The 26298-nt window shown below is 58.4% G+C and carries 31 protein-coding genes; 21 read left to right on the forward strand and 10 right to left on the reverse strand.

The features are described from left to right. Positions 1-74 precede the first annotated feature (74 nt). Together glpK and ACI7M0_RS05505 are read right to left on the reverse strand one after the other, a co-directional pair. Entirely contained in the window at positions 75-1574 is a 1500-nt protein-coding gene (gene glpK, locus ACI7M0_RS05500; RefSeq protein ID WP_020190707.1) for a glycerol kinase GlpK, read from the reverse strand. A 51-nt stretch (positions 1575-1625) separates the two neighbouring features. Beyond that, entirely contained in the window at positions 1626-2477 is an 852-nt protein-coding gene (locus ACI7M0_RS05505) for an MIP/aquaporin family protein (RefSeq protein WP_003254959.1), read from the reverse strand. A gap of 302 nt (positions 2478-2779) precedes the next feature. Here ACI7M0_RS05505 and ybaK point away from each other — a divergent pair, with 302 nt between their 5' ends. Beyond that, on the forward strand, positions 2780-3250 hold the full coding sequence (gene ybaK / locus ACI7M0_RS05510) for a Cys-tRNA(Pro) deacylase (RefSeq protein WP_003254957.1): 471 nt from the start codon (positions 2780-2782) through the stop codon (positions 3248-3250). A gap of 37 nt (positions 3251-3287) precedes the next feature. Here ybaK and ACI7M0_RS05515 read toward each other — a convergent pair whose 3' ends face one another. Both ACI7M0_RS05515 and argF read right to left on the reverse strand, forming a co-directional pair. Beyond that, positions 3288-4397, reverse strand: coding sequence for an ABC transporter ATP-binding protein (locus ACI7M0_RS05515; protein ID WP_129932343.1), 1110 nt, complete (start codon positions 4395-4397; stop codon positions 3288-3290). After that, positions 4394-5314: an ornithine carbamoyltransferase gene (gene argF / locus ACI7M0_RS05520; protein ID WP_014589911.1), complete on the reverse strand. Its 921-nt coding sequence runs from the start codon at positions 5312-5314 to the stop codon at positions 4394-4396. Before argF ends, ACI7M0_RS05515 begins: the two co-directional genes overlap by 4 nt. Before the next feature lie 374 nt (positions 5315-5688). Between argF and ACI7M0_RS05525 the strand changes: the two genes are divergently transcribed. After that, positions 5689-7797: a molybdopterin-dependent oxidoreductase gene (locus ACI7M0_RS05525; protein ID WP_129932342.1), complete on the forward strand. Its 2109-nt coding sequence runs from the start codon at positions 5689-5691 to the stop codon at positions 7795-7797. Positions 7798-7888: 91 nt separating this feature from the next. Beyond that, positions 7889-8224: a Grx4 family monothiol glutaredoxin gene (gene grxD, locus ACI7M0_RS05530; RefSeq protein WP_003254949.1), complete on the forward strand. Its 336-nt coding sequence runs from the start codon at positions 7889-7891 to the stop codon at positions 8222-8224. 57 nt (positions 8225-8281) lie between these two features. On the opposite strand, the gene bfr is transcribed toward grxD, so the two are convergent. Then, positions 8282-8755: a bacterioferritin gene (gene bfr, locus ACI7M0_RS05535; RefSeq protein ID WP_003254948.1), complete on the reverse strand. Its 474-nt coding sequence runs from the start codon at positions 8753-8755 to the stop codon at positions 8282-8284. Between the two features lie 329 nt (positions 8756-9084). Between bfr and ACI7M0_RS05540 the strand changes: the two genes are divergently transcribed. From ACI7M0_RS05540 to ACI7M0_RS05610, 15 genes are all read left to right on the forward strand, one after another. Continuing rightward, positions 9085-10353, forward strand: a complete 1269-nt coding sequence (locus ACI7M0_RS05540; protein ID WP_129932341.1) for an integrase family protein — start codon at positions 9085-9087, stop codon at positions 10351-10353. Positions 10354-10553: 200 nt separating this feature from the next. Then, entirely contained in the window at positions 10554-10736 is a 183-nt protein-coding gene (locus ACI7M0_RS05545) for a helix-turn-helix domain-containing protein (protein ID WP_129932340.1), read from the forward strand. 177 nt (positions 10737-10913) lie between these two features. After that, positions 10914-13094, forward strand: a complete 2181-nt coding sequence (locus tag ACI7M0_RS05550) for a DUF3987 domain-containing protein (RefSeq protein WP_129932339.1) — start codon at positions 10914-10916, stop codon at positions 13092-13094. Positions 13095-13406: 312 nt separating this feature from the next. Then, positions 13407-13694, forward strand: coding sequence for a hypothetical protein (locus ACI7M0_RS05555; protein WP_129932338.1), 288 nt, complete (start codon positions 13407-13409; stop codon positions 13692-13694). A gap of 89 nt (positions 13695-13783) precedes the next feature. Beyond that, positions 13784-14020, forward strand: coding sequence for a hypothetical protein (locus tag ACI7M0_RS05560; protein ID WP_129932337.1), 237 nt, complete (start codon positions 13784-13786; stop codon positions 14018-14020). 371 nt (positions 14021-14391) lie between these two features. Beyond that, positions 14392-14814, forward strand: coding sequence for a hypothetical protein (locus ACI7M0_RS05565; protein ID WP_129932336.1), 423 nt, complete (start codon positions 14392-14394; stop codon positions 14812-14814). A gap of 53 nt (positions 14815-14867) precedes the next feature. After that, positions 14868-15350, forward strand: a complete 483-nt coding sequence (locus tag ACI7M0_RS05570; RefSeq protein ID WP_129932335.1) for a hypothetical protein — start codon at positions 14868-14870, stop codon at positions 15348-15350. A 6-nt stretch (positions 15351-15356) separates the two neighbouring features. Next, entirely contained in the window at positions 15357-15857 is a 501-nt protein-coding gene (locus tag ACI7M0_RS05575) for a hypothetical protein (protein ID WP_129932334.1), read from the forward strand. Then, positions 15854-16276: a hypothetical protein gene (locus ACI7M0_RS05580; RefSeq protein ID WP_129932333.1), complete on the forward strand. Its 423-nt coding sequence runs from the start codon at positions 15854-15856 to the stop codon at positions 16274-16276. Before ACI7M0_RS05575 ends, ACI7M0_RS05580 begins: the two co-directional genes overlap by 4 nt. Continuing rightward, complete coding sequence (locus ACI7M0_RS05585) at positions 16266-17186, forward strand: hypothetical protein (protein WP_129932332.1); 921 nt, start codon at positions 16266-16268, stop codon at positions 17184-17186. Before ACI7M0_RS05580 ends, ACI7M0_RS05585 begins: the two co-directional genes overlap by 11 nt. Before the next feature lie 95 nt (positions 17187-17281). Further along, positions 17282-17473: a hypothetical protein gene (locus ACI7M0_RS05590; protein WP_129932331.1), complete on the forward strand. Its 192-nt coding sequence runs from the start codon at positions 17282-17284 to the stop codon at positions 17471-17473. Continuing rightward, positions 17470-17928 carry a hypothetical protein gene (locus tag ACI7M0_RS05595; RefSeq protein WP_129932330.1) on the forward strand — a complete coding sequence of 153 codons (459 nt, stop codon included), beginning with the start codon at positions 17470-17472 and terminating at the stop codon, positions 17926-17928. The genes ACI7M0_RS05590 and ACI7M0_RS05595 overlap by 4 nt, the downstream gene beginning before the upstream one ends. Continuing rightward, entirely contained in the window at positions 17925-18110 is a 186-nt protein-coding gene (locus ACI7M0_RS05600; RefSeq protein WP_405314555.1) for a hypothetical protein, read from the forward strand. Before ACI7M0_RS05595 ends, ACI7M0_RS05600 begins: the two co-directional genes overlap by 4 nt. Then, positions 18103-18807 (forward strand): hypothetical protein, encoded by a 705-nt coding sequence (locus ACI7M0_RS05605; RefSeq protein ID WP_405314556.1) that lies wholly within the window; start codon positions 18103-18105, stop codon positions 18805-18807. Before ACI7M0_RS05600 ends, ACI7M0_RS05605 begins: the two co-directional genes overlap by 8 nt. A 16-nt stretch (positions 18808-18823) precedes the next feature. Then, complete coding sequence (locus ACI7M0_RS05610) at positions 18824-19171, forward strand: hypothetical protein (protein WP_165366979.1); 348 nt, start codon at positions 18824-18826, stop codon at positions 19169-19171. Here ACI7M0_RS05610 and ACI7M0_RS05615 read toward each other — a convergent pair. Next, positions 19164-19352: a hypothetical protein gene (locus tag ACI7M0_RS05615; RefSeq protein ID WP_129932326.1), complete on the reverse strand. Its 189-nt coding sequence runs from the start codon at positions 19350-19352 to the stop codon at positions 19164-19166. The genes ACI7M0_RS05610 and ACI7M0_RS05615 overlap by 8 nt on opposite strands. A 208-nt stretch (positions 19353-19560) precedes the next feature. On the opposite strand from ACI7M0_RS05615, the gene ACI7M0_RS05620 reads away from it, so the two are divergent. Beyond that, positions 19561-20397 (forward strand): TIR domain-containing protein, encoded by an 837-nt coding sequence (locus tag ACI7M0_RS05620; protein WP_129932325.1) that lies wholly within the window; start codon positions 19561-19563, stop codon positions 20395-20397. A gap of 167 nt (positions 20398-20564) precedes the next feature. Here ACI7M0_RS05620 and ACI7M0_RS05625 read toward each other — a convergent pair whose 3' ends face one another. After that, positions 20565-20783, reverse strand: a complete 219-nt coding sequence (locus tag ACI7M0_RS05625; RefSeq protein ID WP_003254947.1) for a bacterioferritin-associated ferredoxin — start codon at positions 20781-20783, stop codon at positions 20565-20567. Positions 20784-21007: 224 nt separating this feature from the next. Here ACI7M0_RS05625 and ACI7M0_RS05630 point away from each other — a divergent pair, with 224 nt between their 5' ends. Then, positions 21008-21610, forward strand: a complete 603-nt coding sequence (locus tag ACI7M0_RS05630; RefSeq protein ID WP_003254945.1) for a peroxiredoxin — start codon at positions 21008-21010, stop codon at positions 21608-21610. Positions 21611-21676: 66 nt separating this feature from the next. Here the strand turns inward: ACI7M0_RS05630 and ACI7M0_RS05635 are convergent, their stop codons facing one another. From ACI7M0_RS05635 to pyrC, 3 genes are all read right to left on the reverse strand, one after another. Next, a complete protein-coding gene (locus tag ACI7M0_RS05635) occupies positions 21677-22987 on the reverse strand; it encodes an IS4 family transposase (protein ID WP_104960600.1) in 1311 nt (436 codons plus the stop codon). Positions 22988-23209: 222 nt separating this feature from the next. Next, positions 23210-23821, reverse strand: a complete 612-nt coding sequence (rnt, locus tag ACI7M0_RS05640; protein ID WP_010952252.1) for a ribonuclease T — start codon at positions 23819-23821, stop codon at positions 23210-23212. Between the two features lie 59 nt (positions 23822-23880). Next, a complete protein-coding gene (gene pyrC, locus ACI7M0_RS05645) occupies positions 23881-24927 on the reverse strand; it encodes a dihydroorotase (protein WP_129934038.1) in 1047 nt (348 codons plus the stop codon). A gap of 130 nt (positions 24928-25057) precedes the next feature. Between pyrC and ACI7M0_RS05650 the strand changes: the two genes are divergently transcribed. Continuing rightward, complete coding sequence (locus tag ACI7M0_RS05650) at positions 25058-25999, forward strand: OmpA family protein (RefSeq protein WP_129934039.1); 942 nt, start codon at positions 25058-25060, stop codon at positions 25997-25999. The last annotated feature ends 299 nt before the right edge of the window (positions 26000-26298 follow it).

The following is a 26298-nucleotide window of genomic DNA, read 5'->3' on the forward strand; positions in this document are numbered from 1 at the left end:
ATTCTGCAATGATGCCGTAGGAAGGGGATGACGGCCAGTAGACGATTGGGGCCGCATGGCGGCCCCAACAGCGATCATGCCTCGTGATCTTCCCAGTCACGGGTACGCTCGACCGCCTTCTTCCAGCCGGCATACAGCTTTTCTTTCTGCGCTTCGTCCAGTTGCGGGCTGAACTCACGCTCGATGATCGCCTTGTCGCGCAGCTCGTCCAGGCCACTCCAGAAGCCACAGGCCAGGCCTGCCAGATAGGCGGCGCCCAGCGCCGTGGTTTCGCGCATCTGCGGCCGCTCCACGCAGGTGCCGAGGATGTCGGCCTGGAACTGCATGAGGAAGTTGTTGGCCACGGCACCACCGTCCACGCGCAGCTCGGACAGGCGCTGGCCACAGTCCTGCTGCATGGCGTCGAGGACATCGCGGGTCTGGTAGGCGATGGACTCCAGTGCGGCGCGGATGATGTGGTCCACCTTCACGCCACGTGTCAGGCCGAACAACGCACCACGGGCATACGGGTCCCAGTACGGGGCACCCAGGCCGGTAAAGGCTGGCACCAGGTACACGCCATTGCTGTCCTTGACCTTGCTGGCGAAATACTCGGTATCCAGGGCGTCGTTGACGATCTTCAGTTCGTCACGCAGCCATTGCACGGTAGAGCCACCATTGAATACCGCGCCTTCCAGTGCATAGGCCACCTCACCACGCGGGCCGCAGGCAATGGTCGTGAGCAGGCCGTGGGACGACTTCACCGCCTGGTCGCCCGTGTTCATCAACAGGAAGCAGCCAGTGCCGTAGGTATTCTTGGCTTGGCCCGGCTCCACGCACATCTGGCCGAACAGTGCCGATTGCTGGTCGCCGGCGATACCGGCGATGGCTATGCCGCTCTTGGTGTGGCCGTACACTTCCGAGGATGGGCGCACCTCAGGCAGCATCTGCCGCGGAATGCCCAGGATTTCCAGCAGCTTGTCGTCCCACTGCAGGCTGTGGATGTTGAACATCAGCGTGCGCGAGGCGTTGGTGTAGTCGGTGACGTGAACCTTGCCACCCGTAAACTTCCAGATCAGCCAGGTGTCGATGGTGCCGAACAGCAGTTCGCCACGCTCGGCGCGTTCACGGGCGCCGTCGACATTGTCGAGGATCCATTTCAGCTTGGTGCCGGAGAAATACGGGTCGGTGACCAGGCCGGTGGTTTCACGAATGTAGTCTTCATGGCCGTCACGCTTGAGCTGAGCACAGATCTCGGTGCTGCGGCGGCACTGCCAGACAATGGCGTTGTACACCGGGCGCCCGGTTTCCTTGTCCCATACCACCGTGGTTTCGCGCTGGTTGGTAATGCCCAGCGCGGCGACCTGGGCGTGGCTGATACCCGCCTGGGCCAGGGCCTCGACCATGGTCGCGCTTTGTGTGGCGAAAATCTCCATCGGGTCATGCTCGACCCAGCCCGCCTGCGGGTAATGCTGTGCGAACTCGCGCTGGGAGGTACCTACAACATTGGCGTCACGGTCGAAAATGATCGCCCGCGAACTGGTGGTACCCTGGTCCAGGGCGATGATGTAGTTCTTATCCTGGGTGTCTGTCATGGTCGTAGGCCTTGCAAGAATAGGGGGTCAGGGCTGTGCGTGATGGTGGCATCAATTGGCTTGAGTATCGCCCTGGCGAATGTCATTTGTCTCAGGGGTCGCGGCGGGCGCCATTGGCAGGTTGCGTGCAATCAGGCCGCGATAGCTCGCTGCACCCAAGCAGGCGCCAAGGATCGGTGCAAATACCGGAACCAGGAAATAGGGAATATCCCGCCCGCCAGTGAAGGCGATTTCGCCCCAACCGGCCAGGAAGGTCATGAGTTTTGGCCCGAAATCGCGGGCCGGGTTCATCGCAAAACCCGTCAATGGGCCCATGGCGCTGCCAATCACTGCAATCAGCAGGCCGATCAGCAGCGGGGCCATGGCGCCGCGCGGCAGGCCGTTGTTGTCGTCGGTCAGGGCCATGATCACGGCCATCAGAATGGCAGTGATCACCACTTCGACCAGAAACGCCTGGCTGGTGGACAGCGACGGGTGTGGATAGGTGGAGAACACCGAGGCCAGCTCCAGGCTGCCTTCGCTACCGCGCAGCATGGCGTGGGCTTGTTCGAAATCGAAGAACAGGTTGCTGTACAGCGTGTAGACCAGTGCCGCGCCACAGAATGCGCCGCATACCTGGGCCAGCATGTAGAAGGGCAGCTTGCGCTTGTCGAACCCTGCGAACAGTGTGAGGGCGATACTCACGGCTGGGTTCAGGTGCGCACCGGAAATACCGGCGGTGAGGTAGATGGCCATGCTGACGCCCACGCCCCAGATGATACTGATTTCCCAAAGCCCGAAGCTGGCGCCGGCAACCTTGAGCGCGGCGACGCAGCCGGTGCCGAAGAAGATAAGCAGGGCGGTGCCGAGAAACTCGGCCAGGCATTGGCTGGACAGTGTGGGTTGGCGCAGAGCAGTCGTCATGTATGACCTCGTTTTTTTTGTTGTGAGGCGCGTGGCGCTCGACAGCAAAACCCGGTGTCTATCCCCATTGACCCCGGGTGATGTAGGAAATGCACCTTAAAAGGGCATCGTTTATTCAGAAACGAAAAAATATAGACAAGAAACGCTGATGTCAAAGGTCGAAAGTGAACGGTCAGTCACGATAAGGTCGCTAGAATCAGCTGCTGATCCCTGTACTAGACGCGCGCGATTGCGGTGCGGTGGCTGGGATGTGGGAATTGTCCTAAAGTAGCCGCCGAGTCGTCCCTGACTGGAGCCCTTGCATGACCCCCGCCCTAGACCTGTTGAAGAAGCACCGTGCCGAGCATCGTGTGCACAGTTATGAACATGACCCGAAGTCGGCGTCGTACGGCCTGGAGGCGGCAGAAAAGCTCGGGCTCGACCCGCAACAGGTGTTCAAGACGTTGCTGGCAAGCAGCGAGAAAGGGGAATTGCTGGTAGCGGTTGTGCCTGTGGTGGGTACCCTAGACCTCAAGGCCCTGGCCCATGCTGCCGGGGTGAAGAAGTGCGAGATGGCCGACCCGGCGGCGGCGCAGCGGGCGACCGGTTACCTGGTGGGCGGCATCAGCCCGCTGGGGCAGAAGAAGCGCCTGCGGACCTTCATTGATGATTCGGCGCAGAATTTTGCAACTATCCATGTCAGCGCCGGCAGGCGTGGCCTGGAAGTGGAGTTGGCCGCGGCGGTGCTGGCGGAGTATACGCAGGGCACGTTTGCCGGGATTGGTCGAGGCTGAGAACAGGGGGCCGCCAAGCGGCCCCCTGGCGCTTGAGTCAAGTCGCCGAACTGTATCGACGCACGCCGTTCTCCTGGCGTGGCAACTGTGCCGCAACGCTTCCCGGTACCGGGAATAGCACGAGGTGATCGGCCTTCACTGCAATCTCCACATTCTCACCGACCTCGTGGTCATCATGGCTAGGGAAGATCGCTTCGAGCTGGCTACCGGTGGGCAACTGCAGGCGGTAGAGCGTGGATGCCCCAAGGAAACTCTTGCCCACGATGTTCGCCATGAGCGCGCTGCCAGGTGCATGCACGATATCATCCGGGCGCAGCAGTACATCCACCGAGCTGCCCGGCGCCATGATGTAGGCGCGGTTACCGCGCAGCTCACCCACTTCGGTATTGACCGCCTCGTGGCTGCTCATTTGCCCACGGATGAAGTACCCCTGGCCGATGAAACTCGCCACGAATGGCGTCTGCGGTTCGTGGTAAAGGTTATAGGGCGTATCCCACTGTTCCAGGCGGCCTTCCTTGAAGACGCCAACCTGGTCGCTGACGGCAAAGGCTTCTTCCTGGTCATGGGTGACCAGAATGGCGCTGGTACCGCGGCTTTTGAGAATATCGCGAACCTCATGGCTCAGGCGCCGGCGCAGCTCCACGTCGAGGTTGGAGAATGGCTCGTCAAGCAGCAGCAGTTGCGGCTCGGGCGCCAGCGCCCGGGCCAGGGCAACACGTTGCTGCTGGCCGCCGGACAGCTCATGCGGGTAACGCCCGCCCAGCCCGCCGAGTTTGACCAGCTCCAGCATCTCTTCGATGACGGCGGCCTGGCGTGGGTGTTTGGCGATACCAAAGGCAATGTTCTGCGCCACGGTCAGGTGCGGGAACAGCGCGTAGTCCTGAAATACCATGCCGATGCGGCGCTTTTCCGGGGCCAGGGTGAACCCAGCCCGGGAAATGACTTCGCCAGCCAGGTGGATTTCACCTTCGTGCACCGGCTCGAAACCGGCGATGGCGCGCAGGGTGGTGGTCTTGCCACAACCGGATGAACCCAGCAGGCAACCGATGTCGCCTGCGTTCAGGTGCAGGTTGAGGTTCTGGACGATGCGCTGGTCGCCATAGCCGCAGGCGAGGTTGCGCAGGTTGAGCAGTAGGGGTTGACTCATGCGTGGTGGTAAGCCGGTTCTACAAGGAATTCGAGAAGCGCCTTCTGTGCATGCAGGCGGTTTTCAGCCTCGTCCCAGGCGACCGAGCGTGGGTCGTCGAGCAGGTCCTGGCTGATTTCCTCGCCACGGTGGGCGGGCAGGCAGTGCATGAAGAGGACATCGGGTGCAGCCAGGTCGAGCAGTTCGCGGGTGACCTGGTAAGGCGCGAAATGCGCCAGGCGCCGTGCAGTTTCCTCCTCCTGACCCATGGAAGTCCAGACGTCGGTGACCACCAGGTGTGCATCACGCACAGCTTCCCTGGCATCCCGGATGATCTGCACGCGGTCACCGCCCAGTGCCATGAAGCGTTGATCCGGCTCATAGCCTTCGGGGCAGGCGATGCGCAGCTGGAAATCGAACTGCCTGGCGGCTTCGATATAGGAGTTGCACATGTTGAAGCCATCGCCGATCCAGGTCACGGTCTTGCCCTGAATCGAGCCGCGGTGTTCAACGAAGGTCTGCATGTCGGCCAGCAGTTGGCACGGGTGCGATTCGTCGGACAGGCCGTTGATCACGGGTACACGCGACTTGGCGGCGAACTCGGTCAGGGTGCTGTGGGCGTGGGTACGGATCATCACCGCATCAACCATGCTCGACAGCACGATGGCGCTGTCACCAATCGGCTCGCCGCGGCCCAGCTGGGTGTCGCGGGGCGAGAGGAAGATGGCTTGGCCGCCGAGCTGGATCATGCCGGCCTCGAACGACACACGGGTACGGGTCGAGGACTTTTCGAAGATCATGCCCAGCACACGGTTCTTCAGCGGTTCGAACAGCACGCCTCGCTTACGCAGGTCCTTCAGCTCGATGCCGCGGCGGATCACCCCGAGCAATTCGTCGGTGGTGAAGTCCAGCAGGGAGAGAAAGTGCCTAGCGCTCATGAGTGACTACCTTATCTGCAACGGTATGCAGGTCGACCGTATGGTTTTTTTTGACAACGGGGGTGACCTGCGGCGTAAGCCGCACGGGGCGGACGAAATAGGGAAAGGCGCAATACTATAAGTAAATGTCGCCTGAAGCCAAGGGGGGAAAAGCGGCGTGATTGCAAAGGGTGTTGCAAAGGGTGTCTTTACCCGTTGGCCCGTGCTGTTCTTTATTTGCTACAAACGGTTGTACACGGCTTGCTGGCAATTTGGCAAATGGCTGTCGTAAATCGTGCGCATGATGTCGGTGGATTCACGCGGCGAAGCGCACTGGCCGCGGGGCGGGGGCGGGCGCATAGTCACTGTTCGACAACAACAAGGCAGAGGCGGCCATGACCAAGACCCTGCATCACCGTGCCTGTCACCTGTGCGAAGCGATCTGCGGGCTCAACATCGAAGTCAGCCATGAGGAGGACGGGCGGGCGCTGATCAGCTCGATCAAGGGCGACCCCCTGGACCCGTTCAGCCGTGGCCATGTCTGCCCCAAGGCCGTGGCGTTGCAGGACATCCAGAACGACCCGGACCGCCTGCGCCAGCCCCACAAGCGAGTCGGCGAGCATTGGCAGGCCATTGGCTGGGATGAGGCTTTCGCACTGGCTGCCGAAAAGCTGTGGGCGGTCCAGCAAGCCCATGGGCGCAATGCCGTGGCGGTCTACCAAGGCAACCCGAGTGTGCACAATTACGGCTTGATGACCCACAGCAACTACTTTCTGGGCCTGCTCAAGACCCGTAACCGTTTCTCTGCCACGTCCGTGGACCAGTTGCCCCAACACCTGGTCAGCCACTTGATGTATGGGCATGGGCTGCTGCTGCCGATTCCGGACATCGATCACACGGGGTTCATGCTGATTCTTGGCGGCAACCCGCTGGCCTCCAATGGCAGCATCATGACCGTCCCGGACGTGGAGAAGCGCCTTAAGGCCCTGCGGGCGCGTGGTGGGCGCCTGGTGGTGGTTGACCCGCGGCGTAGCGAAACGGCGGCAATGGCTGACCGCCATTTGTTCATACGCCCTGGTGGTGATGCAGCCCTGTTGTGCGGCTTGCTCAACACATTGTTCGAAGAAGGCCTGGCACGGGGCTCGCACTTGCCGGTCAGCGGCCTGGAGCAGGTGCGCGAGGCCATTGCGCCGTTCAGTGCCGAGGCCATGAGCGCCCAATGTGGTATTGCTGCCGCGGACATTCGCCAGCTGGCACGCGACTTCGCTGCAGCCGGGCAGGCCGTGTGCTACGGCCGCATGGGTGTCTCGACCCAGGCATTCGGTACCCTTTGCCACTGGCTGGTGCAGCTTGTGAACCTGGTGACCGGCAACCTCGACCGTACAGGCGGCGCGTTGTGCACGGAGCCTGCCGTCGACCTGGTGGCAACCACCTCGGGCGGCCATTTCAACGCCTGGCAGAGCCGTGTGTCGGGCTTGCCCGAGTACGGCGGCGAGCTGCCGGTGGCTGCCCTGGCTGAGGAAATGCAAACACCGGGCGAAGGGCAGGTGCGCGCCCTGGTGACCGTTGCCGGCAACCCTGTGTTGTCCACGCCTAACGGCCGCCAGCTGGATACGGCGCTGGAGGGTTTGGAGTTCATGCTCAGTATCGATCTCTACATCAACGAAACCACCCGCCATGCCGACTTGATCCTGCCCTCTACCTCCGCGCTGGAAAACGACCATTACGACAGCACCTTCAACCTGCTGGCAGTGCGCAATGTCACGCGCTTCAACCGGGCGATCCTGCCCAAGCCGGAGGGAGCACTGCATGACTGGGAGATCTTCGTCGGCCTGGCCCAGGCGTTTGCCAAGCGTGCCGAGTTGGCGTTGAAGCCGACCTGGTCGCCTGCGCAGATGATTGATCAAGCCCTGCGCAAAGGGCGTTACGGTGAAGCAACGCCTTGGCGCCTCTCTCTGGCAGCCCTGGACGATCACCCGCACGGGCTTGACCTGGGGCCGTTACGCAGCAACCTCGCTGGTCGTCTGGCGACTGCCAGCAAGGCTGTCGAAGCCGCCCCCCAGGTTTTGCTGGACGACCTGCACCGCCTGGCGCAAATGACGCCCCCGGTGCCGGGCGAGCTGCTGCTGATCGGGCGCCGCCATGTGCGCAGCAACAACTCGTGGATGCACAACTTTCATCGCCTGGTGAAAGGCAAGCCACGGCATCAGTTGTTGATGCACCCGCAAGATTTGCAGCAGCGGCAACTGCAGGATGGCCAGCGCGTGTGCATCCGTTCGCGTACCGGCTCCCTGGAGGTCGAGGTGCAGGCCTGCGAGGACATGATGCCCGGTGTGGTCAGCTTGCCCCATGGTTATGGTCATGGTCGTCAGGGCGTGCACATGCAGATCGCCCAGGCGCAACCCGGCGTGAGTGCCAATGACCTGACCGATGAGCGCTTTCGGGACCAGGTTTCCGGAAACGCTGCGCTCAATGGCGTACCCGTGCAGGTCGAGGCCGCTTGAGGAACGGCAAGGCCGAGCACAGCGCTCGGCTTTCCGATACAATGCGACACCGTGCCGACGACTGTGTCGGATAGTTCAGCCGAGGTGCTACATGGATATCATCGAAACGATCAAAGAGCAGATTGCCAACAACACCATTCTGCTTTACATGAAAGGCTCGCCGAATGCCCCGCAGTGCGGCTTCTCTGCGCGTGCATCGCAGGCCGTGATGGGTTGTGGCGAAAAGTTCGCCTACGTCGACATCCTGCAGAACCCGGAAATTCGCGCCAACCTGCCAAAATACGCCAACTGGCCGACCTTCCCGCAACTGTGGGTAGCCGGTGAGCTGGTTGGCGGCAGCGACATCATGCTGGAAATGTTCGAGAAGGGTGAGCTGCAAACCCTGATCAAGGAAGCGGCTGCCAAGGCCAAGGCTTCTGAAGCCTGATCTTCCGGCAAGCATGAAAAAACCCGCTGATCGCGGGTTTTTTCATGGGGCGAATAGTTACTCTTCGCCCATCTGCGACTGCAGGTAGTTCTCGATACCGATCTTGTCTATCAGCCCCAGTTGGGTTTCCAGCCAGTCGATGTGTTCTTCCTCGGACTCGAGGATATCTTCGAGCACGTCACGCGAGCCGAAGTCGCCAGCGGTTTCACAATGGGCGATGGCGGCCTTCAGGTCGACCAGGCCTTGCTGTTCAATCTTCAGGTCACACTCAAGCATTTCCTTGGTGTGCTCGCCGATCAGCAGTTTGCCCAGGTCCTGAACGTTAGGAATACCTTCGAGGAACAAAATACGCTTGATCAGTTTGTCAGCGTGTTTCATTTCATCGATGGATTCTTTGTACTCGTGCTTGCCGAGTTTGTTCAGCCCCCAATCTTCGTACATGCGTGCGTGCAGGAAGTACTGGTTGATCGCGACCAGCTCGTTTCCGAGGATCTTGTTGAGATGCTGGATGACGCTTACGTCGCCTTTCATGTCGGGTTCCTGCCCTGTAGAAGTGTGTCAATCCACTGAAGTTTGAGCCCGATACTTAGGTGTGTCAAACCTAAGTTCTTGAATACTAAGTGAAAATTAATAGGAATAAGAATGTTTGTGAACCGCGTTGCAACGCTAACTTGTTGAATTTCGGGCATAAAAAAACCGGACACCAGGTCCGGGACCATGCTTTTTCGCCTGGATTCATGCGGGTTCATACTCCTTTACGGTCTAGTGTTTTCGGGGTCTCCAGTGCTTTATGGGGCTACGCTGAAATTATCCGGGTTACACCTGCTGCGTAACCCGAGCGTAACCCGTGGAGGCCCACGATGAGCAGCAACGTGAATTTCACTCAAGTAGCGCTAAATGGCCTGCCGCTTCCCGCGCCTGGGGAGCGTGCCGTTTATCATGATTTTGGTGGATCGCAGTCGGTTTCCGGGTTGGAGGTGCGCGTCACCAGCACCGGCGTCAAGACCTTCAGCGTTTTCAAACGGGTCGCGGGTGGAAAGCCTGAGCGCGTCACAATCGGCAAGTTTCCCGAGGTCTCGATTGACCAGGCGAGAAAGAAGGCCAAGGCAATCATCGCTGATTTGGCCGCCGGGGTAAGCCCCAGCGAAACAAAGCGCGAAGCGAAGGCGCAGGGCATGACCCTGGCCGAGGCTGTGACCCGCTATATAGAAGAACAGACCCGAGAAGATAACGGCATGCACCTCAAGGCGCGGACCAAGGCCGATTACTTGGGCATGATCCAGCCCAGTCGGGCGACTGTGAAGGGCAAGCCAACGAAAGGCGGCCTGCTGCGCAAGCTGGCCAAAAAGCCGATACGTGCCATCACCGCCGGTGAGATAAAGGCAGTGAATATTGAAAACAAGGCGCAGCGGGGCGAGCGTCAGGCGGCCTATGGGATGCAGGTACTACGGGCCGTTTTGGGCTTTTACGGTGTCGTGCTCAAGGACAGCCCGTTCGACAAGAAAACGCCCAAGGCCGAGCGGGTCGTGATTCCAAAAACGCAAGCCGCCGATGATGCACCGGTGAAGGCGCTGCTGAGTAATCTTGGCACGTTCTGGCGGGGGCTAAGCGCTATGCCGCAAACACCCACCCGCGACTACTTGATGTTCCTGCTGCTGACTGGGTGTCGGCCTGGCGAGCCGCTGCGCGTACCGGTGGGTGATTGTGACCTGGCAGTGGGTCAGGTGCTGCTGCGCGACACGAAAACCCGAACCGACCATACGTTGCTGCTTTCAACTCAGGCGCTGGTGATTGTGCAAAGGCAGGTTGAGGGCAAGACCAGTGACGACCGCTTGTTCACCGTCACACCTGCGCAAGCGAATGCTCTTGCTGATGAACTCATGAGCCTGACGGGTCTGGATTTTGTCCCCAAAAATTTGCGTGCCGCGTTCGCGTCAATCGCCAGCAATTTGGTAAACGTGCACACGTATAGGCGCATCATGAACCGTGGGCGGAAAAGCGATACAGACGACAATAGTTATATAAAGCTGCTCGAAAGCCAAATGCGCGAGGGCTGGCAAAAGGTCGCCGATCATATCGAGGCCACTGCCGCCAATAATGTTATCCCGATATCAGTTAAATTAAGCTAAATCTAAAAGGCCCTCTCTGAAGGGCCTTTTTTATTCTCCCGACAAATGGTAAATGGCTGTAAACACCCAAACTTTCAACACGTTACCTAGTGTTTGTATCACGCTTGTATTTTTACACTACAGAACTTGCCGCTTGATATCTTCTTTTCCCAGTTCTAGTGTGGGCTTGTAGTCAGTCATTCACTGTTGTGGGGTTTGATATGAACGAGAAATTTAACACTGAGCAAGCCGCCGAATACCTCGGGCTTAAGCCTGGCACGCTGAATATCTGGCGTTGCACGAAAGCTTCACCGGCGCCCGCGTATATTAAAATGGGGACAAAGGTTTATTACCTGAAGAAAGACTTGGATGCGTACATTGAAAGTCAAACTGTGCGGGCTTGAGAAGCCGCGCGACTGGCTGACGAATAAAGAAACCGACCTTGGGGTGGGGCAAGGTCGGTTCAAGTGATAGCAACTTTGAGGAAGTACACCGGGAACGCCGGGGATCAATCAGCAGCACCAAGTGGTATTTTCAATATAAACCCACTGGTGTTACTTGGCAACATCAGGGGGTTATTCATGAATCTTGACGATATCTTTGGTTACATTGGCGAGCTTCCACGTTGGGTGCCCTTTAAACTGGTCTACAACACGAAGCGTAAAAAACACGACAAGGTGCCGGACAACGGGCGCCATGGCTTGGCGACTACTGACCCAATGGACTGGCGCCCGTTACTGGAAGCGATCAAGACCGCCAAGGAAGGCTTCGGCCTGTCGGGCGTCGGCCTTGTCATGACTGGCGGTATCGAGGTAGACGGGCTCACGCTGGTTGGTTTCGACTTCGACGGCGTAGACAAAGACAAGTTCGACCTGCCGTTCGAGACGTACACCGAGCTGTCGCCATCGGGTAAAGGCATCCGCGCCTTTGCATGGGCACCGTCGAGCTGGTGTAAGCAGTATCAGGATTCAGCCGACACGCATCCGCCACATTGCGAGCACGCCGAAATTTATATCGGCACGGCGCCGCGCTTCTTGACCGTCACCTTCATCCCCGTCCAGCAGCTTGAGTTCAAGGAGCTGGACGAAGACGATTTAAAAGTCCTTGTCTCGTGGGGCATGAAACCCTATGTGGAAAAGGTCGAGCCGTCCATAGCACCAGACACGGCGGGCAAGCCTGCTGACTTGACCCGCGTCCGGCTCACCGATGACCAGAAACAACTGGTCGACGGCACGTTCAAGGGCGACAAGTCCAAGACCATGCAAGGTCTTATCATCCGTCTGCTGGACAGCAACTTATCCAATGAAGACGTATTCGCCACACTGGTACAGACGCCAGCCTTGTGGGCCTATCTGCTGTCGCACCGCAGCGAGGATGAAACCAAGGCGCTCAAGTTCGCACACGACGAAATCAGCAAGGCCTATCCGCTATCAATGGCTGGCAAGCGCGAAGCTTTGACCGCCTATAACGAAAACTGGAAGCCGACCACGAACGCGGTGTCAAAAGATTCCGAAACAGTGGCCTACCCGACACCCTACCCCGGCATCATGGATGAAGTGGTAAAAGCGGCCTTGGAAGTGGCGCACAAGCCGCAGCCACAATTGACCATGCTGGCGGTTTTGATTGCCTCGGCATCCCTGTGCGGCAGTTTCTACGCGCTCGCCAGCGGCTGCCGGTTGAATCTATACGGCATCGGCGTATTGCCGACCGCTGGCGGCAAGAACCAGCCGCAGCAACTGACCAAAAAACTTGCCGCGCAGGGCAACGTAAAAATTATCAGCGCGCCCGCATCCGGTGAAGCCTTGGAAGATGATCTGCTCAGTCACATTGGAACTTATTGTGTCGTCGATGAAATTGGGCACCTGCTGGCATTAACGAACGCAAGGGACGCAAAAGCATGGCACGTTTCATTAATGCGCAAAATCCTCGACTTATACGCGGCAGGTGCGGATGACAATTATTACCAACGCGGCAAAGCAGGCAAGCCGGGGCGTGCTATCCCGAATCCGGCATTGAATCTTATTGGCTTCACCACACCGGGGGTACTTGCACAGGCTCTTACCTTGGCCGATATCGAAAACGGACTGTGCGGGCGTTTGTTGTGGGTGGTCAGTGATGACATGCCGAAAAACCGCCGTATCAGAAAGCCATTCGTGATGCCTAAATCGTTCAGCAGCGCCGCCACACGGATAAAAGTCAACCTGGCGAGTAGCAGTTTAGCGAACGGTGCGCCAGTTTTAGTCGATATCCACCCCAACGCCGACGCACTGCTTGACACCCTCAACGATGAGTTCGATCTGATCGGTCGTGGCGTCGGTGCGCCGCACGAAAGGGCACTCTGCGCCCGCTCATTGGAGAACGTCGAGCATATTTCGGGCGTGCTGGCCGTGCTCGATGACCCGGATAAGCCAGTGATTACCACGGCGCATGTGGAGTGGGCGGCGCAGTTCGTGCGGGCATCCAACAAGGCCGTACTCGGCTACGTCGAGAGCGAGCTACACAGCGGGGGTGAACAGAAGAATGCCGCCATCTTGCTGCAAATGATTAGCGACGGCGAAACCAAACCGAGAAGCACCAGCGAAGTAGCTGCCTGCAAGGCGGGATGGACACCACGTTCGGCGCTGTTGCGCCGGTCGAAAATGGGAGCGGATCGGGAGTTTGAACCCGCCATACGCCTGCTGGTGAAGCGCGGCGAAATCGTGGAGTGGGAGTTTGGCGGCTCGAAACTCCAGGTGCTGAGGCTCAGGGGCGATGACGAATAGGGGGCTTACACCGGCGGGGGCGTTCCGCCCGTTCCGGTCCCGTTCCGGGAACGCTGGAAGGCCCGTGGTAGAGAGGTTAGAGAGATAAATATATACACATTCCCCCCCCCTCTACACACAGCTCTTTTTTTATGGGGTTCTTATGGGTTTTTTAATTATTTTTAACTTATTTTGGGGCCATCTGTGTGTGTGTTCGTGAGAAGGGCGGAACGGTGAAAAAATCCTCACGCAGCCCATGCGCGGTGTGGCTTTCAGCGTTCCCGGAACGGGGCGTCGTTCCGGACGGAACGACCACTTTTTGGAGGTGAAATTGTGAAACCGAAAATGATGGTGCACCCATCGCAGGCTCGGACCATTTCCAGCCCGGTGGAAGTTGAACGCCTGCTCGCTCTGGGCTGGCTGATTGGCACGCCGAAACCGCGAACCGCGATGGCGAAGCGGATGCGCACATTGAGAGCGCAACGGCGGGCTGAAGGTTGGACGGTGCTTTCGCTGTGGGTCGATCCCGAAGACGCCGCCGCCATCCGGGAGTGCCAGCGCCCCGGCGAGACTGTGGTGGAAATGATAATTCGTTTAGTGCGCAAACAAAGTTTGCTCTAACTAATTTGTATGGTGTAGGCACACAACTAGAAAAACTGCCCGCAGCTTTATCAGAGGGCTCTAATCCGCAAACTATGAGGCCTGGGAGAATGAAAGATCATCTGATGCTTGAGTTCTATAAATCTCAAACCAGCTTCGACGATGATGTTTTTGCGAACTGGTGCGCCTGGTGCGTCGATCATGCTGAGCCACATGGTTCCTACAGCGAGTTCGTGGGGCGCCTGTCCCGTTGCCACATCGCGCAGTTGCGGGTGAGAAATTCCAGGTCCGGCCACCTGTCGGTCCTGCAAATCGGCCAGCCAAAAATACTCAAAACGGACTGTTGATCCGCTTTTTTTACCAGTGAAAGCACCATGCTAGAGCGGATACACCGTTTTGGGGTTACGAAAGGGTCACGGAAAGCGAACAAAGCACGGGTTTTCGGAAAACCGGGCCAGTCCCAGCAAGGCCAAAAAGAGCCCCGCTGTGAAGCGCAAGCACTACCCCTGTGGGTATGGGCGAAATAGACCAGAAACACGCCAGGGGCGCACGGGGCGGCCTTCTGGTGGCACATTTGAGGGAAGGTGACGATGAAAACTCAAAAAGTCAGGACCATTCTCGATTTGCCGTGGTTCGAATACCGCGAAACGCCCTGGCGGCCACGCGGCTCGAAAGCTCACAACGGAATGAGAAAGTCCGGTGTAAAGGGGATTAGGTTATGAACATCACAGCAGGGTCAACCGCCTACGACGATGCCCAACTGGCCCGCCGCCTGCCGCCTGACCTGCTGCTCACTGTGCTGGCCTATGAGGATGAATTGCAGCGGCTCCAGGCGCTACCAGCCAGGAAAACCAAGCTCATGCGTCAGGTCAAGATAGACGCGGCACTGGCCAAGGACGCGGACCTGCAAGCCGCCATCGCCAAGGTGCTGGAAATCAAGCTCAAATCCATCAAAAAGAAGGACCGGAGTGAACGCGCCAGCTTCGTCAAGTCCCAGTTGGAATCAACGCCTGTCGAATACGGACTCTCAGCAGACTACGCGGAAACTGCACGGCAGAAGGACATTCGCCTGATCCGCAAGGCACTGCGCGAATGGGAAAAAATAAACGGACTTTCTTGTAAGAGCGGACAGCCAGACTAGATCGGATGCCGTTAACTGGCTCCAGATAGCTGATCTATCTGGAGAACATAATCATGCCAGCTACACCCTCTACAGAAACCACAGAAGCGCCCATCAAGATCAAGCCACTTGTGCGCTCTGCGATGACGTTTCACGAGACCAGGAACAATAACTGGAGCGCCGTTATCCCACGCGGCACCACCAAGGAAATGCTTACGTTGTCCGCCTTGTGGAGCGTGTGCAGTGACCAATGGCACAGCTTCGACCGCGTGAATTGCATATGGGAAGACCGCAGCGCCTATGCTGAATTGCTGGTGCTCGACGCCGGTCGTGGATATGCAAACGTCATCTTGCTTAGTTATCACCCACTTCCCGCGTTGCTCGTTTCCGAAGCCGGTTTGCCGCCTGGGTTCGAGATTTTTTACAGCGGCCCGGTGGAGAACGCCAGTAGAGGATATTGCGTTAAGAGGCTCTGTGATGGCGTCCTCATGGTGCAGGGTAAAACTTCCCGCGATGCCGCTTTGGCAGAGCTGCTGGACTCGGCAACGCTTCGGTAAACAGCCATGAACATCGAACAGCAGCTAATCCTGTTAGCACACTTACAGTTCACGGCGCGGCACTTCATCGCACTAAGATGTTCACTGGATAAGCTTATCGAACTGGTGCGCTATTCCATCGGTGAAGCGGCGCCAGCACCCGACCAGATCAGGTTGTTCCTGCTTAAAGAGTCCACGCAAAAGACGCTTGAACTGGAGTACGAAAGCGCGCTTTGGCAGTCCAGCGACTATTCCAAGAGCTGGCGCCTGATCTGCCTGGCCACTACTGCTGACCCGCAAGTCGCGTCTCGTTTACTGGCACGGCGCCCGCCTAGTTCAGATTGCTGTGCATTTTGCTTCCAAGACGAACGTGGCGTGATGAACGCACTAAAACCGGAGTTGGATATCTACGGCAACAAGCTTGCCGGTGTATACCTTCATCGCCAGTGCAGCCGTCCTTGGAAGTACCTTCGCGACCTGGTAGCACGGGCTGGCAACATCGAGAAAGTTAAGGAGTCATTACTGTGACCGAGTTTGAAATCTCAATTTACCGACTTATCAACGAATTCGCGCAAGCTGAGTCGCGCAAATGCACCTTCCCGCAATTCCTGGCCGCTATCGGCAAGGACGAGGTACCGCTTGAAGAGAAGTCGAGTATCGCCACGCTTATCCACGACGCCACCTTCCAGAAAGTGCTACGGCAGGTGGGCACTCATTTGTGGATTGGCCGTGACCACATGATTCGTATCGTCGATACGCTGTCATCAGCGAAGGGCGCTCAAGAAGTTGGCCCCGGCATGTGCCGCCTGTGCTTGATGGACGAAGACGACCATCAGGAACTGGTGCAAGTCGGGAAGCAAAGTTTTGTCCATCACGGCTGCAAGGCACGTTACGAACTTATGCGGAAATGCCGCAAGGTTGTGGGAGTAGAACTCGATGGCGAATGAACTCGATACCCACAGCTTTGGCGGCATTCAGTCCTACGAGCCAGGCCAGCCCCTTGCACCCGCACCGACCCCCGACTTCGGTGGCACTGAACTCGATCTGCTGCACGAGTCCACTACCAATTACAACGGTGGCGGGCAAATGGTTTTTGGCCAGCCACTTCCTGCTGGTGTAACTTTAGGTCAGGTCATGGAGGCCTATAACCAACTGGGCGCGCTGTTCGTTAATGACTTTATGCGTCTCGGCCATAACGTCAGCCATACGCAGAAGTGCGTTAAGTGGTTTATGGACTCCATAAGCAATCCTCCCGCCAAGCAAAAGCCAAGGCACAATTACAATCTCTACGAGCACGTCAATGATCCACTGTTCCAGGCCTTTGCAAACTACGCATATGACAACGGTTTTAGTGCCAAGCTGCTCAGCGATGCTTGTTACTGGGTCAGTCGAGCCGGAGAGCAACTTGCAGCACGAAATGGCAGTACCCCTGCGCAAGGACGCGCACTTTCTTCCGAGCCGACCGATAATCTCACAGACGCCCAGTTCGAAGCGGTGGTGAAGGCCAACGACGCAGCCAAGCTAAAGACTTATGTTTACTTTGAGAATCTGTGGGGTCAAAGTTATCAAGCCAACATGAAGATGGTGGACGCTTATTTTCAGTCGCTACCATTACATGAACAGCGAGCCTTAGATGTATTTACCACAGGATGGATCAAGGCCCTAAACACAAAGGAAGTCATACTCGGGCTTTATAAGCAAGCCATTGGGTCGGCGACCCTCCCAAGTGGGGCTGCCCTTGCGGCAGAAATCGCACAGCACGAGCATGCCATGAAGACTGACCGCAAGCGCTGGATGAACGATGAAAGACTCGGCGCTAGATACCGGGAACTTATCCGTATGCGTGATGGTGGATAAAATGCAGCCGAAAAAGACCAAACGTATCGACACACAACTGGCCAAGGAGCGCGCTCGTTGGTTGAAGAAGCAAAAGCGTAACAAGGGGAAATAGCATGTCTGATTATATCCACACGGGGCACTCCCTGATTCAGGCCGCAACGGAAGCTCGCGATAAACTTGCCTTGACCGGCAGTGATGAAGTATCGCTGCGCAAACTGGATGACTTGATTAAAAAGGCATCGGGTGTAGGACTGCACGGCGGCGAGCAATTGAAGTTAGAGCGCTTGTTGGAGAAACTGAAATGACCCCTCGACTGCAATTGATCGCCCGTCAAATGGATCGGCGAGAGCAGCAACAGGCACCCGCGCCCGAAGTTCCCTCAGGTATTGGTGGTGCCATCGAAGCGATGATCGAGCAGGCGGTGGAGGAGCGTGTCACCCAGGCACTGGCCGCACAGAAACAGATGCTGGCCGAACAGCAGCCCAAACCGCGCTTCGACGACTTCAGGCAGATCCCCCCTGTGCAAAGTACGCGAGCACCCAAGGCCATGCAGGGTACGGTACAGCGAGACGGCGCTGGCGTGGCAAGGGCGATGGTCATCAACGGCCAGCGCTTCCTACTGCAACGTGACGCTGCTGGCCAACTGGTGGGCTTCGTCGACGAACAGCAGGCCAGCGAGGTCAGCTACAACGGCCAGCCTGTGCCACCGGCTAAGCTGAACCGCCCCCGCAAGCTGTATGGCAACGATCCCGAGGTATGACGATGGCTACCGTGACCTTCACCGATGACCCGGTGGCAGAAGCCCGCGCCCTGGCCACCACACTCAACCTGTGGCTGGCCGAACAGCCACGGCCCGAAGCAGCGCCCCCGGCCACTGTACGCTTTGCCTACACCGAGGACGGCGACCTCAAGGCCGTGACCGTGACCTTGGGGGATGACTGACATGGCCAGAGGTAGACCGCCAGGACAGCCGAAAACAGGCGGTCGGCTTCGCAAGTCCCTGGACAAGGGCGAAAGGCAGTTGGTCAGTGCCGAGCTTGCTGGGTCAATTCTGACGACATTCGAGCGCCTTGGTGGCGTGGATGACATGCTGTCGTGGGCGTCCGCAAATCGCTCCGTCTTCTACACACAGGTTTTGAGCCGCTTGTATCCGGCGCCTCAAAAAGACGAGCCGGATGTGCAGTTCAACGTACAGACCAACATCGGCAATATGTCCGATTTTCAAATCGCACAAAGAATCGCATTTGTGTTGGCGAAAGCCGCCTATGAACAAGAACAGCTGCCACCCGCAATCGAAGCGGTACGCGTCACGAGCGCACGGGCAGCACCCGAGCCGGTGGAACAGCCGGAAATGTCGCCCCAGGAAGCCTGCCGCTGGGGGGCGTCCGATCAGCCGAACCCATCACCAGAGCCCGAAGGCCTCGACCTCGCACGCCAACGGTGGGTCGAGGAACTGCCCCTCACCCCCGAGGAAAGGGCCGACAATGCTCTTACCCGAGAGACCCGCGAATGCAGCCTCGAAACGTACCATGGCAGCAGCGCCGAGCAGTGTGACGCCCCGGCCCGACCGTCATCGCGCCGACTAACCGCTGGTGAACGGTGCCGAGCATTGAGCCGTCGCGGGCGTGATCTGTTGTGATCAAGAGGGATCAAGTATGAACGAACGACATGCAGCCGCTTTGGGCGCCCTTGTGCGCACCGTATCGCTGATGCTGAGCAGCCCCAGCCCGGACATCGGGTTGGGGCGCAGGATGAATCTACTTCTACCGGTGGACTTTGGTACCAGCGAACATCCCGAGAAGGATGTAGGAGGGATCGAGGCCGCAAGCCTTGCACCAGTTGGCGAATTCTTGAGGGTGGATTGTCACCTCGTTGATAACCTCGCCACGCGCTCGATGTTGCTCGTTTTCCTTCGTAGTGCGTTTGAGCCAATCGTCGTAGGTTTTGGGAAATTCAGGGTCATGACCGATGATGGTGGCGAAGGCATCATATTCGTCAGGTGAGATGATTACGGCAATGCGCGGCATCGTGACCTCCTTGAACGTCAGCGCTGAACAGTTCCAGTTGCACAGGCGCCGGGTCTGCTAACGGGTCCAGTTCAATGACTAGGCCGGTGTCCAGGTCGATGCCTGGATGGGTGAAGGCTTGAAGGTTTTGCTGGTCGATGACGATGATGGTAGGCATGAGGGCGAGTCTCCAATTAGAAGGCAAATCGCTGGCGCCCCCCTTCAATTGGCAAATCAGGGCGCGATTCCATCCTACACCGACTGGTGTGGTCACACATCGTGTCAGACCAGTGGCCTGACGTGGACGCTGGAGCCGATAATGTAGACAGGGTGATGGCAACTCGGTAGCTTTCTGGCCATTGAGTTGCAAGAACGGAATCCGCTTGATGAGCTTACATTTTTTGGAAACCCGCTTTGACAAGGTCAGCTATCTGCAGAACCTGCTGATTGCTCACGCCACAGGGAAACCAGCAGACTCGGGTGAGTACGCTCAACTCCGTCATGAGCTTCTTAGCGACAACGAAATAGCTAAGCAGCTCCCCGCATGGCTCAAGCTTCACAGGGATCTAGAATCTTTTTGGGGCTTTATCCAACCAAAATTTGGTACATATGCCGAGCGAAGAACCTACATATCACAGCAGTTTACCCCGCTGCTTGATGCGCTAGAGTTCGGTGCGACTGGATATACGCCCGCCCAACCAACGCCCGGTCCCGTCGTTGATCCTCGCACCTTCCCCATACCTATGCCGGTCGCAGGGCCGACCCCGACCGTTGCCAGGAACAAAAGGAATGTCTTTATCGTTCATGGCAGGGATAACGAAGCCAAGCTGGACGTAAGTCGCTTCATCGAAAGCATTGGGCTCAGGGCGATAATCCTGCACGAACAAGCCAATGCTGGAATGACCATCATCGAGAAGATTGAGCACTATGCAGGTGAAGCCGACTTCGCCCTGGTGCTCTACACGCCTTGCGATCAAGGGCGGGGGCATCATGAGAAAAAGATGCCACCCAAGGACCGCGCTCGGCAGAATGTGGTCTTCGAGCACGGTTATTTGATGGCGAAGCTCGGCAGGGAAAACGTATGCGCCTTGGTCAAAGGCACAATTGAGACACCTAATGACGTTAGTGGTGTGGTTTATGTGTCTCTGGACCAATCAGGGGCGTGGCAAAAAGAAATCGTCAAAGAGCTTAGGGCTTGTGGTTACACCATCAACAATTGGTAGCAGCAGGCTCAGTTCTTGGCCGACCAGTGGTCAGCGTCACCCCGACGTAACCCCGGCCAGAAACGACAAAGGCCTACATCGCTGTAGGCCTTTGTTTTTGCTCGAATTCTTGACTGTTTCGGGCTTGGAATACGCGGACACCAGGTCCGGTTCTTGAAATTCTGCGTTCAGGCAGCGGTAAATTCGACGGGGTAGGGCAGGGCTGCCTGGCTGACCTGAAGCTCGGTCAGGGTCTCGCGGACCACCTGCTTGGCCACGCAGGCGCATTTCCCACACTGGCTGGCGACATTGGTGGCGGCTCGCACTTCCTTGTAACTGCAGCATCCTTCATAGATCGCATCGCGGATCTGTCCGTCGGTAACGCCGACACAAAGACACACATACATAAGGGCTGACCATCGCTGGTTGGGTCGATGGGTTGGAGCTTAATGGTAATGAGAATGCTTGTCAAAGATCTTTCTGAGAGGGCTGTGCTTGAGCGACCGGTGGTCGCTTTGTCGACGGAGTCGGCCTGTCATGAGAAGCCGTGTATGATGGTCGGCCTTTGTTGGATGTCGGGCAAGCCCGTCTGGCCCGGCAAACGGTTTTTCACCCTCATCAGGAGATTACAATGAGCGTACTCGTTGGTAAGAAAGCCCCCGATTTCACCGTTCCGGCCGTGCTGGGCAATGGCGAGATCGTCGATAGCTTCAACCTGGCCTCGGCCATCAAGGGCAAGTACGGCCTGGTGTTCTTCTACCCGCTGGACTTCACCTTCGTCTGCCCGTCCGAGCTGATCGCCCTGGACAACCGCATCCCTGACTTCCAGGCGCGCAACGTGGAAGTGATCGGCGTGTCGATCGACTCGCACTTCACCCACAACGCCTGGCGTAACACCCCGGTCAACAACGGCGGCATCGGTCAGGTGAAGTACACCCTGGCTGCCGACATGACCCACGAAATCTGCAAAGCCTACGACGTCGAGTCCGAAGGCGGCGTGGCCTTCCGTGGTGCCTTCCTGATCGATACCAACGGTGTTGTCCGTTCGCAGATCGTCAACGACCTGCCACTGGGTCGTAACATGGACGAGCTGCTGCGTCTGGTTGACGCTCTGCAGTTCCACGAAGAGCACGGCGAAGTCTGCCCTGCCAACTGGAAAAAAGGCGACAAGGGCATGAACGCTTCGCCTGAAGGCGTTGCTGCCTACCTGAGCGAGAACGCTGGCAAGCTGTAATTGCGGCGTGCATGAAAAAACCGGCCTTCGTGGCTAATGCCAGTCAGTTAAGCTGACTGGCATTTTTCATTTTCGGGTGGGGTACTTCGCTGGACGTTGCTTCACCGTTCGCGGAAACCATCGGTCAGGCCGTCGATGTGGCAAGACATATTGTGCCGCCGAAGCCTGCAGATCCGACAAAAATCCCGGCAAATTTCCGGGGTGGTTCAAGGATGTGCCATGCAGCAAGCCCAGTATTGCCCAGCTACAGGCAGTAAAACTCATCTCGCATGGGTACACACCAGGGCACTGTCGAGACATTTGCACCATCTGATAACGCAACAGGTTGTAGCCCAGCAGTACGCCCCATAGCTCTTGCGCAATCATCTCCGGCGTCTTGCTTCTCAGCGTATATTCACCACCTAAAAGCCCTTGCTTGATCTCTCGATATCCCAGTTCGATTTCCCAACGCTGACTGTAAAGGTCGACGATCTCATCACCCGGGAAACGCAGCGGATCGACCATTGAGGTCAGTACGCTCACCACCTTGCCTTTAATCGTCTTGCTTAACAGCCGTGCTCGAGTCTCCAGCGGCAGGCCGGGCCATTGCTTACGGGCTTGTGGCGAGGTGCGCAGAATGACTACGGCATCGTTGCGCCCAAGCTTGTGCTCGACTTCGTACTGGCTACCCTTCTTCAAAGGAATAAGCCAATGACGCTGCTCGCCTTGTGATTGCCAGTGATGCAGCAAACCCAACGAGTAGAAACCTTTATCGAACAGGGTCAGCGAGTGATCAGGCGTGGTAGCGATCAACTGTTCGGCCAGCTTCATTTCGCTACTGTGATAGCTCTCGAAAGTACTGCTTATCAGCAGATGGCTAGTCAGTTCCATCTGGCAGACCATTCGGACTTGAGGGTAACTGCCATCGCCATGCTGATTGGTCGCGCCGCCGTAGCACGCCCGATTTTCTGCGGTGTCGGGGGTATTCCAGACGACGCCATCCACACCCAAAAGTGTTAACCCCAACCATTGAGGGTGTTGGACTTCTGCATGCCATCGCTGCTGGGTGAGCGAAAACACCTCGCGAACCGCTTCGCTACCCAGCCGTTGCCGTCCCTGAACAACAGCGCTGGGCGCCACCAGCGGTCGCTTGCCCGGCAGCATGATGTCCATGTGATTCACGACATCCCAAGCCGACATCCGGCGGAACAACGCCATGCCGATGATGCACCAGACCAGGCTTTCCAACGGCAACCGGCGCTTGCGTATAGTCGAGACACCTGCCGTTTCGAAGGCCTGTTTCACAATGTCTGGATCAAGCAAGGCTCCAAGCCCTTCGAGGGCATGTGGCCGCGATGCCATTTCATGAGTGAGGGACAGGGCTTTTGACAGGCGCATAAAAAATCCGATGCTCGTTTCCAAGCATCGGATTTTGCGGCCTATGGGCTAAAGGTCAATGCGTCAGTCTTAACTGACTGGCATTAGCCTTCGTGGCCGGTTTTTTTTTGCCTTCCTGTGCCGGCCTCTTCGCGGGCGCGCCCGCTCCCACAGATTCTCTGCATGCCTGAAGGCAAAGGTGAACCTGTGGGAGCGGGCGTGCCCGCGAATGCCTTTAGCAGATCAATCGTTGAAATCGCGCCAGCCGCCCATTTCTTTCCAGCGGTTGACGATGCCGCAGAACAGCTCAGCGGTTTTCTCGGTGTCATAGCGTGCCGAGTGCGCCTCACGCCCGTCGAAGTCGATGTCGGCGCTCTGGCAGGCCCGCGCCAGCACGGTCTGGCCATACGCCAGGCCCGCCAGGGTGGCGGTGTCGAAGCTGGAGAACGGGTGGAACGGGTTGCGCTTCAGGTCATTGCGCGCCACTGCTGCATTGAGGAAACCCAGGTCGAAGCTGCTGTTGTGGCCGACCAGAATCGCCCGCTTGCAGCCGTTGGCCTTGAGTGCCTTGCGCACGCCACGGAAGATGTCGGTCATCGCGCTTTCCTCGCTGACCGCCATGCGCAGCGGGTGGTCCAGCTTGATCCCGGTGAACTCAAGTGCGGCCGGCTCGATGTTGGCGCCCTCGAACGGCTCCACTCGGTGGAAGTAGGTATGTTCGGGGAACAGGAAACCTTTCTCGTCCATGCCAATGGTGACGGCGGCAATTTCCAGCAATGCATCGGTAGCGCTGTTGAAACCACCGGTTTCAACATCCACCACGACCGGCAGATAGCCGCGGAAGCGCTCGGCCATCGGGTGACGAGGACCGCTGCTGCCTTGGGTGTCCAGGTCGTCTTCGTAAAGGTCTTCGCTCACGCGTTTTTCTCCAGCAGGCGCCAGCGCAGTTTTTCGCCAGCGCGCAGCGGGACTACGGTTAGCTCGCCAAATGGCAGGCTTTCCGGAGCGGTCCATTCTTCGCGGACCAGGGTAATGGTGTCGGTGTTCGCCGGCAGGCCATAGAAGGCCGGACCGTGCAGGCTGGCGAAGCCTTCCAGCTTGTCCAGCGCGTTACGCTGTTCGAATGCTTCGGCGTACATCTCGATGGCCGCATAAGCGGTGTAGCAACCCGCGCAACCACAGGCTGCTTCCTTGGTGTGACGGGCATGAGGTGCCGAGTCGGTGCCGAGGAAGAACTTCGGATTGCCGCTGGTGGCAGCGTCCAGCAAGGCCACCTGGTGGGTGTTGCGCTTGAGGATCGGCAGGCAGTAAAAGTGCGGGCGAATGCCGCCGACCAGCATGTGGTTGCGGTTGTACAGCAGGTGCTGGGCGGTGATGGTCGCACCCACGTTGGCCGGGGCCTCGGTGACGAACTGCGCGGCGTCGCTGGTGGTGATGTGTTCGAACACCACTTTCAGCGTCGGGAAGCGCTCGACCACACGGCGCATGTGCTCGTCGATGAAGCGCTTCTCGCGGTCGAACACGTCGATCTCGCTGCGGGTCACTTCGCCATGCACCAGCAGCGGCATGCCCACTTCCGCCAGTGCCTCTATGGCCGGGAAGATGTTGTCGATGCTGGTCACGCCCGAATCGGAGTTGGTGGTGGCGCCGGCCGGGTACAACTTGGCGGCGTACACGAAACCGCTGGCCTTGGCCGCGCGGACGTCCTCGGGGCTGGTGCGGTCGGTGAGGTACAGCACCATCAGCGGCTCGAAGCGGCTGCCGGCCGGGCGGACAGCCAGAATGCGCTCACGGTAGGCGCCGGCCTCGGTGGCATTGCGCACCGGCGGCACGAGGTTGGGCATGATGATGGCACGGGCGAAGGTACGCGCCACGTCGCCAACGGTGTGGGGCAGGACGGCACCATCGCGCAGATGGATGTGCCAGTCGTCGGGGCGCAGGAGGGTCAGGCGATCGGACATTGGGGATTCCAGGCGGGTCGAACTCAAGCCCCAATCCTACCGGAAAACCCCGGGGCGAGCACGGCTATCAAGTTTTCCGGACAGCGTCCGATAGCCTGCTGGTAAGCCGTCAGAATTTGTGGAGCCGCCCGTGCGCCAGCGTTACCTAGCCCTGTTGACCCTGTTCGCCAGCCTGCCGGCTGGCGCACTGACTTTCCAGACGCGCATGGAGAACATTGCCTGGAAGGTCGAGGGTGACCAGTTCGAGTGCCGTCTGAGCCAGCCGATCGAAGGTTTCGGCAGCGGTACGTTCGTGCGTCGGGCAGGCGAGCAGCCGGTGTTTCAGCTGCGGTCGGACAGCAACGCACTGGGTGCCGGCACCGCCAGCCTTCTGGCTGCGGCAGCGCCGTGGCAACCTGGGCGTGGCGATATCAACCTGGGCAATGTGCGAATGGCCCGCAGTGGCGTGCTGTTCAGCTCCTCCCAAGGGCAGGCCAGCCGGCTGATCAACGGCTTGCTCGACGGGCGTAGCACCGTTGTGCGCAACTACACCGGTGAGGCGGGCAGGCCGATGGAGGTGCGTGTGCTGCCGGTCAGCTTCGCCAAAGCCTACAATGACTATCAGGTCTGTGCTGGCAAGCTGTTGCCGATGAACTACGACCAGGTGCGCCAGACCCAGGTGGGTTTCCCCGGGGGCGGTATCGAGCTGGATGCAGCAGCCAAGGCGCGGCTGGATGTGATCCTCGATTACATGAAAGCCGACCCGACGGTGAACCATGTCGAGCTCAATGGGCATTCCGACAACAGTGGCAACCGCCTGGCCAACCGCGACCTGTCGCGCCGCCGCGCATTGGCCGTGGCCGATTATTTCAAGGCTAACGGTGTGCCGGAAGAGCAGATCACTGTGCGCTTCCATGGCGAGCGTTATCCGCTCGCGAAGAACAACAGTGCGTCGAATCGGGCGCGTAATCGGCGGGTGAATATCGAGCTGGATCGGGTGGCGGTGGTTGAAAAAGCCGTGGAAAAGCCGGTTGAGCAAGCGGCGCCGGCTGTTGCACCTGCCTCGGGCGTCCCGGGGGCGAAGGCGCCCTGAGATCTGGTCGGTGCATGTCATGGGCTCGCATCAAGGCCACCAGGGGTTCGTCACAACATTTTCAGCGCCTGTGAGACCGAGCGCCGCCAGGTGTCCGCCTCGACACATTCAGCGCCTGTGAGATCGAGCGCCGCCCGCGCGGCGCTTCGCGGGTAAACCCGCTCCTACGTTTGTTTCGGGCCAGTCCATCCTGTGCCTGGCGCGCGCGACCGCCTTGTTGGTACGACGCGATATCGAGATAGGCACCAAGGCGTTCGCGCGCGAATCCCACAGGCATAATTGGCCCGAAACAAACGTAG

Source organism: Pseudomonas sp. 10(2024), assembly GCF_045164175.1.
In the GTDB taxonomy this organism is placed as follows: Bacteria; Pseudomonadota; Gammaproteobacteria; order Pseudomonadales; family Pseudomonadaceae; genus Aquipseudomonas; species Aquipseudomonas alloputida.